General features: G+C 35.8%; 12 protein-coding genes. 3 read left to right on the top strand and 9 right to left on the bottom strand.

Annotated elements, in window-relative coordinates; translation table 11 throughout:
- Positions 1 to 3: 3 nt before the first annotated feature.
- A complete protein-coding gene (locus tag AC4BC5_RS12125; protein ID WP_490495622.1) occupies positions 4 to 1,158 on the bottom strand; it encodes a M20 metallopeptidase family protein in 1,155 nt (384 codons plus the stop codon).
- A 239-nt stretch (positions 1,159 to 1,397) separates the two neighbouring features.
- Between AC4BC5_RS12125 and dapD the strand changes: the two genes are divergently transcribed.
- Positions 1,398 to 2,099, top strand: a complete 702-nt coding sequence (gene dapD / locus AC4BC5_RS12120) for a 2,3,4,5-tetrahydropyridine-2,6-dicarboxylate N-acetyltransferase (protein WP_490495621.1) — start codon at positions 1,398 to 1,400, stop codon at positions 2,097 to 2,099.
- A 45-nt stretch (positions 2,100 to 2,144) separates the two neighbouring features.
- Here the strand turns inward: dapD and AC4BC5_RS12115 are convergent, their stop codons facing one another.
- Both AC4BC5_RS12115 and AC4BC5_RS12110 read right to left on the bottom strand, forming a co-directional pair.
- Positions 2,145 to 2,918, bottom strand: a complete 774-nt coding sequence (locus tag AC4BC5_RS12115; RefSeq protein WP_490495620.1) for an ankyrin repeat domain-containing protein — start codon at positions 2,916 to 2,918, stop codon at positions 2,145 to 2,147.
- A 16-nt stretch (positions 2,919 to 2,934) separates the two neighbouring features.
- The gene (locus AC4BC5_RS12110; protein ID WP_490495619.1) at positions 2,935 to 3,876 is read right to left on the bottom strand and encodes a DUF4822 domain-containing protein; all 942 of its coding nucleotides are present in this window, start codon (positions 3,874 to 3,876) and stop codon (positions 2,935 to 2,937) included.
- Positions 3,877 to 4,047: 171 nt separating this feature from the next.
- Between AC4BC5_RS12110 and AC4BC5_RS12105 the strand changes: the two genes are divergently transcribed.
- Entirely contained in the window at positions 4,048 to 5,526 is a 1,479-nt protein-coding gene (locus AC4BC5_RS12105; protein ID WP_490495618.1) for a sensor histidine kinase, read from the top strand.
- On the top strand, positions 5,519 to 6,208 hold the full coding sequence (locus tag AC4BC5_RS12100; protein ID WP_490495617.1) for a response regulator transcription factor: 690 nt from the start codon (positions 5,519 to 5,521) through the stop codon (positions 6,206 to 6,208). Before AC4BC5_RS12105 ends, AC4BC5_RS12100 begins: the two co-directional genes overlap by 8 nt.
- Positions 6,209 to 6,403: 195 nt before the next feature.
- On the opposite strand, the gene AC4BC5_RS12095 is transcribed toward AC4BC5_RS12100, so the two are convergent.
- The 6 genes from AC4BC5_RS12095 to AC4BC5_RS12070 form a co-directional block, all read right to left on the bottom strand.
- Positions 6,404 to 7,309 carry an ABC transporter substrate-binding protein gene (locus AC4BC5_RS12095; RefSeq protein ID WP_490495616.1) on the bottom strand — a complete coding sequence of 302 codons (906 nt, stop codon included), beginning with the start codon at positions 7,307 to 7,309 and terminating at the stop codon, positions 6,404 to 6,406.
- Between the two features lie 10 nt (positions 7,310 to 7,319).
- Complete coding sequence (locus AC4BC5_RS12090; RefSeq protein ID WP_490495615.1) at positions 7,320 to 9,044, bottom strand: ABC transporter ATP-binding protein; 1,725 nt, start codon at positions 9,042 to 9,044, stop codon at positions 7,320 to 7,322.
- Positions 9,028 to 9,837, bottom strand: coding sequence for an ABC transporter ATP-binding protein (locus AC4BC5_RS12085; protein ID WP_490495614.1), 810 nt, complete (start codon positions 9,835 to 9,837; stop codon positions 9,028 to 9,030). The genes AC4BC5_RS12090 and AC4BC5_RS12085 overlap by 17 nt, the downstream gene beginning before the upstream one ends.
- A gap of 9 nt (positions 9,838 to 9,846) precedes the next feature.
- On the bottom strand, positions 9,847 to 10,860 hold the full coding sequence (locus tag AC4BC5_RS12080) for a FecCD family ABC transporter permease (RefSeq protein ID WP_490495613.1): 1,014 nt from the start codon (positions 10,858 to 10,860) through the stop codon (positions 9,847 to 9,849).
- Entirely contained in the window at positions 10,857 to 11,885 is a 1,029-nt protein-coding gene (locus tag AC4BC5_RS12075) for a FecCD family ABC transporter permease (protein ID WP_490495612.1), read from the bottom strand. Before AC4BC5_RS12075 ends, AC4BC5_RS12080 begins: the two co-directional genes overlap by 4 nt.
- Positions 11,886 to 12,349: 464 nt before the next feature.
- A complete protein-coding gene (locus AC4BC5_RS12070) occupies positions 12,350 to 13,669 on the bottom strand; it encodes an IS1380 family transposase (protein WP_003140845.1) in 1,320 nt (439 codons plus the stop codon).
- Positions 13,670 to 13,699: the final 30 nt, after the last annotated feature.

The following is a 13,699-nucleotide window of genomic DNA, read 5'->3' as shown; positions in this document are numbered from 1 at the left end:
TCTTTAATTATTTAATTCTTGAATCAAATCGACATAACAGGCAATTCCATTTAATAAATTTTTCTCATCAAATTGCATTTTGCCACTGTGTAACGGATAAATATACCCTTTTTCTTCATTTCTAATCCCCACAAAGAAAAACAAGCCTGGCACAACTTGTTGATACATCGAGAAGTCTTCTGCCAACATATAAGGTGGGGTTTCTTGGTAAGAATCAGATGCAATCTTTTCAAGAGCAGCTACCATTGCCACGTCATTCTCAACTACACGATACATATGATTGAAAGTCACCTCTGCTTCACAGTCATACCCTCTAGCAATCTCTTTGGCGAGCGTCTCAATTCGTTCAGTCATTTTATCATACACAGCATCATCAAACGCACGCATCGTGCCTTCCAAATGGACTTTTCCAGCAATGATATTCATTGCTTCTCCACCACTAATTTTTCCAAATGTCAAAACAGCACTTTCCATTGGACTAATATTACGAGAAATAATACTATGCAAACCTTGAATCACTGCAGCAGCCGCTAAAATTGCATCTGCTCCTTGTTGTGGTTGGGCTCCGTGAGCACTAAGACCTTTAACTGTAATCGAGACCTCCCCATTACGTGCCATCATCGCTCCTGGTCGACAAGCAATCTTGCCTTCTAAAAAGTCAGGAAAGACGTGTAAGCCTACTATCTGATCAATTTGGTAGGTTTCAATTAATCCTGCGTCAATCATCAGCTGCGCACCACCAGGGCCTTCTTCTGCTGGTTGAAAGATTAAAACAATCGTTCCTTGACGTTTTTCTGGATGTTCACTTAAATATTTCGCAAAACCTAACATAGTTGCCATATGACCATCATGACCGCACGCGTGCATCTTGCCAGGCGTTTTTGAAGCAAATGCGACGCCCGTTTCTTCTGTAACCGGCAATGCGTCAATATCCGTACGAAAAGCAATTGTTTTACCCGGAGTATCGCTACGCAAAATAGCGATCGTTCCTGTATGAATCATTGGATAAACTTCTTTAATACCAAAAGAAGTTAATTTTTCACGTAAATACTGAGCTGTTTGTATTTCCTCTAAACCTAATTCAGGAATTTGATGTAATTCTCGACGAAATGTCGTAATATCAGGTAATAAATCATGTATTTCTTGTGGTATTTTCATAAAAAATCGCTTCTTTCATTAAAATAAGTGGTTTTTTTCATTATTTTTCAGTAAAAAAATCATAACAATTGATATGTGTTTATCATATAGTATATAATTCCAATATTCTACTCATAAATTTTCAATTACACAAATTTTTATTTATGACTAGACAAATAATTAGACCTATTTATAAAATGAGTCACCCATTCTTTTTATAAGTATGCCTAATTGACTAAAAAGGAGGCCCAAAAAAACTTATGTCAGAATTACAATTTTCAGATCCTTATCAATTAGCAAAATACATCAAAGATGCGACGAAACAAACACCTGTTAAAGCTTACATTGACGGTGATTTAACGAACATTTCAAGTAATGTTGTCAAAATTTTCGGAAATGTTGTAATTGGTGATGCTACAGACATTGTACTATTTTTAGAAGAAAATAAAGCTGTCATTAACGACTATTATTTAGAAAATGATCGTCGCAATTCTGCCGTACCAATGTTAGATATGACAAAGGTGGATGCACGAATTGAACCTGGTGCTTTTATTCGTGATCAAGCAATTATCAACAAAAATGCCGTAGTAATGATGGGAGCCGTAATCAATATTGGAGCAGTTGTTGGTGAAGAAACAATGATTGATATGGGAGCAATTTTAGGCGCTCGTGCTACGGTTGGCAAGCGCGCACACATCGGAGCAGGCGCTGTCTTAGCAGGTGTTTTAGAACCACCTTCAGCAAGTCCTGTCATTGTGGAAGACAATGTGTTAATTGGTGCGAATGCCGTTGTTTTAGAAGGCGTTAGAATCGGTGAAGGTGCGGTGGTTGCAGCAGGTTCAGTGGTAACAGAAGATGTACCTGCTAATGCGGTAGTTGCCGGTTCACCAGCTAAAATCATCAAAATGAAAGATGATAAGACATTAGCAAAAACAGAATTTTTAGACGATTTACGCGGTTAAAAAAAATTTCCTACTTATCTATTTAAAGATTAAGTAGGAAATTTTTTATTTTTGTAATTCATCTAACATTGCTTGATAACCTAATTCTTTGGCATAATCTTCCGCACTTTTTCCATAATTATCACGAAGTTTTTTATCAGCATCATACGCTAAAAGTTCTTTGACGATATCTTGATAAATTTTTGAACCATCGCGTAAAGCAACGGCTTCAATTAAAGCCGTATAACCATAATTATTTTGATGATTAATATCGACATTTCCATCTGCTAATAACAGTCGAACATTATCCAAATGACCTTTTTCAGCAGCTGGAATCAACGCATTGCCACCAAAACGATTGTATACTTGTTGGTTTGGCTGACTGTTTTCTAAGATAAATGCTAAGATTTCTGTTTTTCCTTGCGCACCAGCATATAGATAGGCACTATCCTGAATATGATCTTGAAGGTTGACATCCGCCCCAGCTTTAATCAAGTCTTTGGCAATTGCTACTTGATTATTATGGGTAGCAATTAATAACGGACTCTCACCGCGGTTGTTTTGCTCATTAATATTATAATTTTCACTTGCTAAAATCGCTTGAACTGTTTGACTGTCATTTTCTTCAACAGCTTTCAGTAAACTTCCTGCTTGATACATTTCAACACTCCTTTTATCGCTTTCTGTTGTTGTTTCTGTGCTTCTTTCAGTTGACTGAATCGTTTTGCTCTCAATAACTTTTTGTGGATTGCTTTCTTCCATCGTCGGTGCTGTTTGATTCATGCAACCTGTTAATAATAGTATACTCGCTAAAAGCAAATTTCGATAAATAGAATGCATGAAATTTCCTCCCTAATTAAAACGTAAATTCTGGTGCAAAACTTCCTTGATACGGTTCATGCTCGACAAAGATTTCAATCTCTTTGCCGTCCTTATCTTTTCCTAGTCGTTTATAAGTAAATTTTTTATTATTCAATTCGGTAATTTCTAAGGCTGCACCATATTTATTTTCACCAATAGATACATGGGCACGTAGTTTATTGTCCACTAACACATCATAATAACCAAAGTCTCCACGCGTTTCACCGGTCTCTAAATCAAAAAATTCATACTGATTCGTAGTAGCATCAAATTTTGCTAAGCTGATGAATCCTTGATTTTCAGTGGTTACATCATTACCTTCTTTATCTAAAACTTTTGTACCGTTCCATAGCGTTTGACTTAAAACTTCAGCGCCAGGTGTTTTGACAATTTCGCCTGTTTGAGTAGTCAATGGTTTACGTCCATTCGTAAAAGTCAATTCTTCAGCAGCAGGTACGTGTTCGACAAACACTTCAACTTCATTGCCTTCTTTATCTTTCCCAAGACGTTTATAAGTAAAAACATCTTCAGTCAATTCTGTAATTTCAACTACTGCTTGATAATTTAAGGTTTCAGAAAGCAGCACTCGACGCTGACCATCATTCGTAATGAAAAAAGTTCCCTCATCATCCCGTGATTCTCGCTCTTTTGTAAAAAACTCGTAATAACCAGTTTCTGCATCGTATTTTGCTAAACCAATAAAGTTTTGATTTTCTTGCGTTAAATCATTCCCTTCTTTATCAAAAACACGTGTTCCTTCCCAATTTGTCGCAGTAAGAATTGTTGTTAAAGCGTCACCTTTAGATTCTTTTGCTTCTAGTGATTCTGACGTTTGACTACTACTAGTTGTTTCCGTAACTGTTTGTTCGTTTTGTGCACAGCCTACCATTAACGTTCCTAATGTAATCAGTGAAAGAAATAAAATTTTTGTCTTCATTTTTTGTCGCTCCTTTTATTTTAGTAACTCTATCCTAACAAAAAGTAATAACACGCAACTTTCAAAAAAATGAACAAAAAATAAACTAATCTGAATAACTATGAATTTTACTTCCCTAAATAACCCACTCGGTGTATGGTAACAGTACCTTAGTTGAAAAGTGGTGACAAGATGACAATCAAAAAACGTTTTTTACTTTCTTATTTAAGTGCAATTTTAATTACTTTAGGTTCTTTATTGATGATTTTTTCTTTTATTTCTTATACAACCTTAGGAGAAGTTCCTTCTATTCCAAAAATTTATCGAATTCTAACGACACAACGATCGCTAACATCAGAGGAAAAAGAAAGCTATATGCAAATGAATCAACTTCTTCAAAAATCATCACAGTTACTTGAAGAACCGTTTAATACTGAATTACAAACGATCATTCAGAGCATTGAACAAAAACAATTAAATGTTGTGATTCGAAAAAATCAAACATTTACCTATTACTCTCCCCCCCTCATTGAAAAGTCATTACACGCGCATGCACCTGCGTTTGAGTTAAATAATCTTGAACCAACAGGAACCATTGATAACAATGGGCGTTTCTTTCATTATATCAAACATGATTTTCAATATTTAGATGGTTCAAAGGGAAGCTTTATTATTTTAAAACGAGAAAGTAATCTCTTTGAATTTTTTATTCGCTGGGGTATTTGGGTGATTTTGTTTATTTTTGGGATTGCTATCTTTTCTTTTTGGTTTATTAGTAAACAATTATCCAAAACAACGATTGAACCTTTAATGGCACTTGAAAAAAGCACTCGGCAGTTAATTCATGGCAAAGAAATTTCGCCATTTAACACCCTCACTACGGAGCATTCTTCCAAAGAAGTGGAACAACTGCAACAAAGTTTTCAAACGATGTGGATTGACTTACAAGTAGCACAAGCTGAACAGAAAAAAATTGAAGAAAACCGCAAAGAGTTGATTGCAAATATTTCGCATGACTTAAAAACGCCCATGACTTCCATTATCGGCTATGTAGAAGGATTGCTAGATGGTGTAGCAAATAGTCCTGAAAAACAAAGCCATTATTTACAAACGATTCATGAAAAGAGTTTAACCTTGAATGAACTGATTGATGAGCTATTTTTATATTCGAAACTGGATTTAGAAGCGATGTCTTTTTCTTTTGAGAAAGTAAATATAGCTGCGTATATGACCCATCTTTTAGAAGAGTTTCAGTTGGCAGAAAGTGTGGCAGTCATCACAGAGTTTCCCAAACAACCACTATATGCGATGATTGACAGTACACAATTTAATCGTGTAATTAGTAATTTGCTTCAAAATAGTTTAAAATTTCAACATCCTAATCGTCAATTACAGTTAACCATAAAAATTAAACAAACAAATGGGATTCAACTGATTTTTACTGATAATGGACTAGGAATTTCTCAAGAAGACTTACCTCACGTTTTTGAACGTTCCTATCGTTCTGACAAAGCTCGAAGCTCCACAATCAAAGGTAGTGGTTTAGGTTTAAGTATTGTCAAACAAATTATTGACTACCATCATGGGACAATTGCTATTACAAGCCGATTAAATAAAGAAACTACTATCATAATTAATTTACCGTTCGCAAAGGAGTTTAACTATGAATAAAATATTGATTATTGAAGATGATTCCAGTATTGCTAATCTACAAAAGGATTACTTAGAAATTAATCAGATGGAAGTGACCATTGAAAATGATGGTCAGCTTGGTTTAGAAACTGCCTTAGCGGGTACTTTCGACTTAATTATAATTGATGTCATGTTGCCTAATTTGGATGGTTTTGAAATTTGTAAAAAAATTCGCGCAAAAACCCAAATTCCGATTATGATTGTTTCTGCAAAAAAAGAAGACTTTGATAAAGTACGAGGTTTAGGTTTAGGTGCAAACGATTATCTCGTTAAACCTTTCAGCCCAAATGAATTAGTAGCTCGAGTCAAAGCTCATATTAGTCGCTACCAATCTTTACAACCACAACTAGTTAATCCAGCTATAATTGAAACACCAGACTTACGTATTGACAAATCAGCTCATAAAGTCTGGGCCCTTGAGCAAGAAATTTTCTTGACGCACAAAGAATTTAATCTCTTGGTTTTCTTAGCAGAGCATCCCAACCGAGTGTGGCGAAAAGAAGAATTATTTGAGACACTGTGGGGATTTGATTCACTTGATACGGAAGTCGCGACAGTTGTTGTGCATATCAAACGTATCCGTGAAAAGCTAAAAAAAGCGAACCTCTCAAATTCACCAATTGAAACAATTTGGGGGAGCGGCTATCGCTTTAATTTATAAATTATTTAAATGCCAACTTGATACTTTTAATCAAAACAAGAGACATTCTCTTGTATACCCAACGGTTAACTATCCGAACTAGCTAGAGATTTTGAAGCCCCGTAATTCTCCCTTATAAATTTATCAGAATTAGCGCTTCACCTTTAAATAGTTCGGATCATGCTAGCTTATTTTTACTTACATTACAGGCTTTTCTTATTTAATTGTTTTAATCATTGCATCGACTAAATAATCCAATTGTATTTGCGATGAGTAAATATCAATATCATAGAATAAGTCAAAATCGATAGGTACGACTTTTCCGTTTTGAACAGCCGGGATTGCTTGCCATACTTTATTGTCAGCTAAACTCCCCACTTCACCAGAAAAAACAATAAAATCACCGGTATATTCTGGTAAAACTTCCATTGATAATTCCCGATATTGATCTTTCCCAATAATTTCATCTTCAATAACTTTTGGTGCTTTTAATCCTAAGTGACTATAAATCAAATCGCCACCACGTCCCCATTTATCACCAAAAACCCAGATACTACCATTAGCATCATAATCTCCCTCAAAAATACTTACTGTTTGATTCAATATGCCGTTTTCTTCCAATTTAGCTGTGGCATCAGTAATTCTTTGGTCAAAATCCGTTAGTAATTTTTTCGCCTCATCTTGCTTATTAAACACTTCTCCAAGAAAGGTTAAACGTTCTTCCATTGACATTTCAGTAAAAGGAACAAAGATTGTCGGAGCAATTTTCGACATTTTTTCAACATCTTCTTCAGCAATAACCAAAATTAAATCTGGCTCATAAGTCATAATTGTTTCTTCATCGAAAGTATTCCAAACTGGTAAATCAGCGACTTCTTTTTCATAGGCTTTTCCAGTTGCATCATAGGTTGCGACTGGTTTTATTCCTAACGCCAATACATCACCTAAATTATAGGTCACAATGACGCGTTGCGGATCAGCAGGAATCTCTACATCACCTAATTTTGTTTCTATTGTACGAGTTTCATTGCTTTCTGTTTTCATCTCTTTATTTTCCTGATTACTACAAGCACCTAAAATTACCAAAAACAATGTTACTAAAAAAAAACTGAACTTTTTCATTTTTCCCCTCCTAAATTTGCTGATTTTGACACAACTTTGCGTAAACACCCGAGTTTTGAAGCAATTCATCATGTGTACCAACTTCAGCAATTTCACGATTTTCTAATACCACAATCTTATCTGCATGACGAATTGTAGATAGGCGATGAGCAATAACAATCGTCGTACGATCCTTAGAAATTTTATCTAATGCTTGCTGGATTTCTTTTTCAGTCTTTGTATCTAAAGAAGAAGTTGCTTCATCCATGATTAAGATAGGTGTGTCTCTTAAAATCGCTCGTGCAATGGATAGTCTTTGTTTTTGACCACCTGATAATTTAAAACCACGTTCCCCGATTAAAGTGTCATAGCCATTTTCTAATGATTCGATAAAATCATGCGCATTAGCAGCTTTAGCCGCTTGCATCACTTGCTCTGTAGTCGCATGTTTCAAGCCATAAACGATATTTTCAAAAACTGTCCCATTAAATAAAAATGTGTCCTGTAATACCATACTGATATTGTTGCGAATACTACTTATTTTTAGTTGCTTTAAATCAATACCATCAAATAAGATTCGGCCATGTGTTGGATCATAAAATCGATTCAATAAGTTGCTAATCGTCGTTTTTCCAACACCAGTTGAACCTACCAATGCTATGGTATCTCCTGGTTCAATTACCAAATTAATATGTTGCAGTACTGGTTGCTCTTTTTTATAAGCAAATCCTAAATCTTGTAATTCAATTCTTCCAGCAAATTTAAGAACTTCCTGTGCATCCGCACTTTCTTGAATTTCAGATTCTTCATCTAATAAGTCAAATACCCGCTGACAACTAGCAATCGCATTGTTGGTACTTTCATTGAGAGAAGACAAGACATTAATTGGCGCATAAAATAGATTTAAATATAAAATAAAACCTACTAATTCTGAAACAACCATTTGATTGATTGAAACTAAGTACCCCCCATAGATAATAACGCCTACTAAACCAACTGAACTGAAAAAACCAATTAACGGTCGGACAAATTCATCCATTTTTATTGCTTGTAACATTGCGTCACGCTCTTTATTAATAGCTTTTGACATTCTTTCTTTTTCACTTGCTTGTTGATTAAACGCTTGAATTTCTTTCATTCCTGATAAGTTGTCTTGAAGAGTCCCACTCATTTCAGCCATTACTTTGGCATTTTTCCCCCATAAAGGAAAAGCTTGTTTTGAATACAGATAGTTGGCAAAAATAATTAAGGGCACACTTGCTAAGCTTAAAATTGCTAGTGGAATGTTAATTGTAAATAACATAAATGCAACAGCAATTAACGTTAAACCATGAACAACAAGATCCGGAAAAACATGCGCAAATAAACGTTCTGCTCCTCCAGCATCATTCATCACGTAACTCATCAAATTTCCAGTTTGTTTATCACTATAATAGCGAAGAGATAACTGTTGTAACTTATCATAAATTTTTAGTCGTAATTCTGCTACGTACTTATAGGCACCTAAATGTGTATAGTATCCTTTAATATAATGAAAGACTCCCTGTAAAATATAAACACCTAACAATGTTAATCCCATAATCAATGATTTTTGTGCAACATCAGGATCTCCACTTGTAATTAAAGCAATTAAACGTTGCATTACCCAAGGAGCATATAAACTAGCAATTGTTGCACAACCACTAGCTAAGATACCTAAAGCAATATATCTATGATACTTTTTTGAGTCTCTTAATACTCTAAGTAAAATTGTCATTCACATTCTCCTTAATCAAATCATAGGTTAAACAAATCGGTCGTTGCGTACTTTCTTCAATAACGATTTTAGCATTGATATGGAAAACTTCTTTTAAGACTGCGGGCACAAGAACTTCTACTGCCGTTCCATAACTGACGATTTTTCCCTGACTAATTGCAACCATATAGTCGGAAAAACGTGCTGCTAAATTCAAATCATGTAAAACCATTGCAATTGTACAATTTTGAGTTTGATTCAATTGTTGCAACAATTCTAAAATCTCCAATTGATGTGCTAAGTCTAAATAAGTGGTTGGTTCATCCAACAAGATCAACTCTGTTTGTTGAGCTAAAGCCATTGCAATCCAGACCCGTTGACGTTGACCACCTGATAAACTATCTACTTCACGGAACTGGAATTCAGTTAATTTGGTTACTCGTAATGCCCAATCAATTAATTCTTTGTCTTCTTCTTTTAATTTTCCAAACCCTTTTTGATGAGGAAATCGACCATAAGCAATTAATTCACTGACTGTTAATCCATTAGGTGCCGTGGGTGTTTGTGGTAAAATCGCCATTTTTTTAGCAATCTCTCTAGTCGATAATTTATTGATATCACTGCCGTTTAAATAAACAACTCCTGCTTTTTTCTTAATAATACGACCAATCGCTTTTAAAATTGTTGATTTCCCACAACCATTTGGACCAATAATAGACGTGATTTTGCCTGTGGGAATAGCTAAGTTTAACTCATCAACAATTAGTGTATCTTCATACGCTATTGCCAATGATTGAGTTTCAATGTGATTCATATAACCCTCCTAATTGGCTTTAGCCAATAAATATAAAAAGTATGGTGTACTTAATACTGTAATTACAATCCCTGTAGGAACATCACTACCAAAACTAATTGAGCGAGTAATTGTATCGGATAATAAAATGATGATCGCCCCTATAATCCCTGAAACTGGTAAGAAAAATTTATGATTTGGTCCTACTAATTTTCGGGCCATGTGCGGGGAAATCATTCCTACAAAGAAAAAATTGCCACCTAACGCTACACTGCCAGCAGCTAATGCAATTGAAGCCAAAGATAACCCAATAAATTCTGGTTTGACGGCTACACCTAAGCCAGTTGCCGTTTCATTTCCAAGATTTAACGTATTTAATACACGAGACTTATAAATTGTATAAATTAATAAAAAAATAATCCATGGTGCCAAAATAACCAAATACCGCCATTCATCTCCCCATAAGTTGCCTGCTTGCCAGCGCTGAATAAATTCCATATCACGATCATCTAACTTTAACGTTACTAAAGTCGTCAGAGCACTATAACCACTACTCACAGCAACCCCAGTTAAAATTAATCCTGTAGGCGAAATATCACGCCCTCGGTTATAAGATAAGAAAAAAATAATCAGAGCTGAGACAATCCCCCCAATAAAAGCTAAAACAGGAATGGCAAAAGGGGAGGAAAATCCTTTCGTTGAAAAAAGCCCAATATATACTAGTACGAATAATCCTGAGCCTGAACTAATCCCTAAAGTTCCTGGACTAGCCATATCATTTCGCAACAAACTTTGCATAATTGTTCCTGATGCTCCCATACCAATACCTACTAAAATAGCTAACACAATTCGTGGCAAACGGAAGTCATAAACAATTAATTCTTGCTGACTTGTTCCATTTCCAAGCAACACTTGTAACACTTCATTTGGTGCTAAATTCATTTTTCCAGAGTTGATACTAACCACAGCGACAAAAATAGTTAATAAAATTAAACCAATTGTCATAAGGATATTTTTTTGTAAGCTAAATTTTGACGTTTTCATTCAAATTCCCTCCGTTGTTTTTTCACTAGATATAAAAAGAACGGAACACCAATAACTGAGAAGATAATCCCTATAGGTGTTTCAAAAGGGCGATTAATTAAACGTCCTACTAAGTCAGCCGCAACGGTCAATACTGCACCGTATAAGGCACTAGCAGGAATGATATAACGATAATCCACTCCTACTAAATACCGCATCATATGAGGGATAATTAAACCTACAAAGCTGACTGGTCCTACTACAATAACTGATAAACCCGTCAAAATAAGGACAACTATTGTCGAAATTCCTTTGACTAGTTTCGTATTTAAACCTAAGCCAATAGCAACCTCATCACCTAAACTCAACATAGTAATGGAAGGCGACAAAGCGATAGCAGCTAAGACACCAAGAACGAAAAAAGGCGTAATAATTAACAATTCACTCCATTTTGCCCCAGCAGTACCTCCTGCACTCCAATAAGTCAAAGCATGACCCAAATGATAACGAATTGACAAATACGAACTTAATGCTCCAAACAACATAGAAATGGATAATCCTGCTAAAACTAATCGCTGTGGCGTCATCCCACCACGACCAACAGAAGCAATAAAATAAGTTAATCCCGTTGTAACTGCAGCGCCTAAACAAGCATAAAGCATCATCTGGCCATATGTTCGATTAACTAAAAAGGACAAACATAAAGCAATGGCAAATGTCGCGCCTGAACTGATCCCCATTAATCCTGAATCAGCCAATGGATTTTTCGTTGTTCCTTGCATAATCGCACCACAAATTGCTAAACTAGACCCTACGATAATATCTGCTACTGTTCGTGGAAGACGTAAGGTGCGAATAATTTGATGTTCAGTTAGCGCACCATCAAACTTAAAAATAGCTCCCCAAGCAGTCGTAAAGTCCATTGTTGCAGCGCCAAATGAAATAGATGCGGCTACAACAAAAACTAATAGAATCAAACCAACTACCATTTTAAATGTAAAATTCCAAGAACCGTTTTGTTTTCTTGGTTTTACCGAATTTTGCATACTCTCACTCCGTTACTGAATAACTAGGAAAAAAGCTTCCACATCATCATCGGGAAGCCTCCTTTAAAATCATTCACTGATGTTTAAATTTTCAACTACATAATCCAATTGTGCCGTTAAACTTGCCACATCAGAATAATAGAACAAGCCCGCATATTCGCCTGGAATAGTCGTTATGTTGCCTTTTTCAACAGCTGGAATTGTTTTCCAAATTTCTGTTTTTTCGAATTCTGATTCTTTACCTTCTTGTAAGAACCAAATAACCTGAATAATTCATAGCTCTAAATTTAAGCTATTTTTTTGAACAAAGTGCCTATATTTAAATTAGGCAGATACATTCTTCCAAAATAATGTGTTTTCGAACAGGATATATACGGAAGAAGGCTATAATAAAAATTATTTGTCTATTTAAGGGCAGACTGATCCCTTGGAAAAATAGGTTAAAAATTTTTACGATAACTAGCCTAAATCCATTGCCTAGATCGCCGTAGGCGTTCAAAAACCTTATAAAATTCAGTTTGATACACATGATAACTCGACAGTTTGAGATAGACTTGTCTACCTGTTTTAACGAGTTTTCCGGCAACTTTAAGCAATGTCAATCGTATAGAATGAATCGTCATCCCCCGATTCACTTGTTCAAATCCAATGGTCTTTAAAAAATTGACGAGGTTGTAAGCCAGGACACTGATCATCATTCTGACATGATTTTCCAGGAAACGCGGACTATCTGTTTTGTCAAAATAAAAGCCTGATTTCGCTTCTTTGATGAAATTTTCCATTGTTCCACGCTTGCCGTAAAGAGAGAATATGACTTCAGGCGAGACATTATCGGATAGATTCGTCACAATGAATGCGTGGTGAAAAAGAAGCTCTCCTGCTTCACGGATTGATCGAATACAAACGCGACGGGGTTTTGACCAGGATTGTGCTTGATAAGGGAGTGAAAAATACTGTATTTCTCGGTCTTCCCATTTTTTATTATCCCCATAAAGAACAGAGTGTTCAGCTAACTGACTTAACCTCCGATTGCTCTTTAATCGGATAACGTACTGGCTTTCAGTTGCTTCACAAGATTCATACACCTCTGGTGTGGCGAAGCCGCTGTCACCCCGAACCAATATCTCGGTATGAGGTAACGTGCTCTTGTAGTGGTGTAACAGCGGGTCGATAAAGGCTTTTACCCCTTTAGACGTGTACTGATTGCCTGAACGCAGTTCAGCTTTTAGGAAATCTCCGGTCAATCCGTCAAATGCAACTAATGGGTGATAGCCGTAGGTTTGATAATGGGCATTATAATCTGTTTGTTCTTGGCGTCCAAAGGTATCCGAATGTGTGGAATCGACATCAATGATTAACTCGGTGTCATTGCGAATCAAACGCGCTTTATCAATCAGCGACTGATTTAATGCTTGGAGTTGATCCATGTTCTCCTCGGTGAAACGATCTAAAAACCGTGAGATTGACGATTGTGAGGCCAACTCTTTTTTACCGAGTACAGCTTGAAAGACTGGATCCTGTCTTAATAGATTAGCTGATGAGTCTGCCGAGTACCCAGCAATTAACTGCATAATGAGTTGTTCTAATATCGCTAAGTTATCATGTGTGAAGTAAACACGTTTGTCTTTAATATGGAGCCACTGTTTAGCTACGTGTGAAAAGTCGAAGGTATTCATCACCTCTTTAACTAAGACCAAACCCGAATCACTCGATAAGCGACCACCTGTATGTGAAATAGTCAAATTTGAATTGAATTTTACCTGGTTTTTGTGTAAGCTAGTCATGAGAAGAACTCCTTTCTTATGGTTGGTTTC

The organism is Enterococcus sp. AMC2644, assembly GCF_058216475.1.
This window is presented reverse-complemented; position numbering and strand designations above follow the sequence as displayed.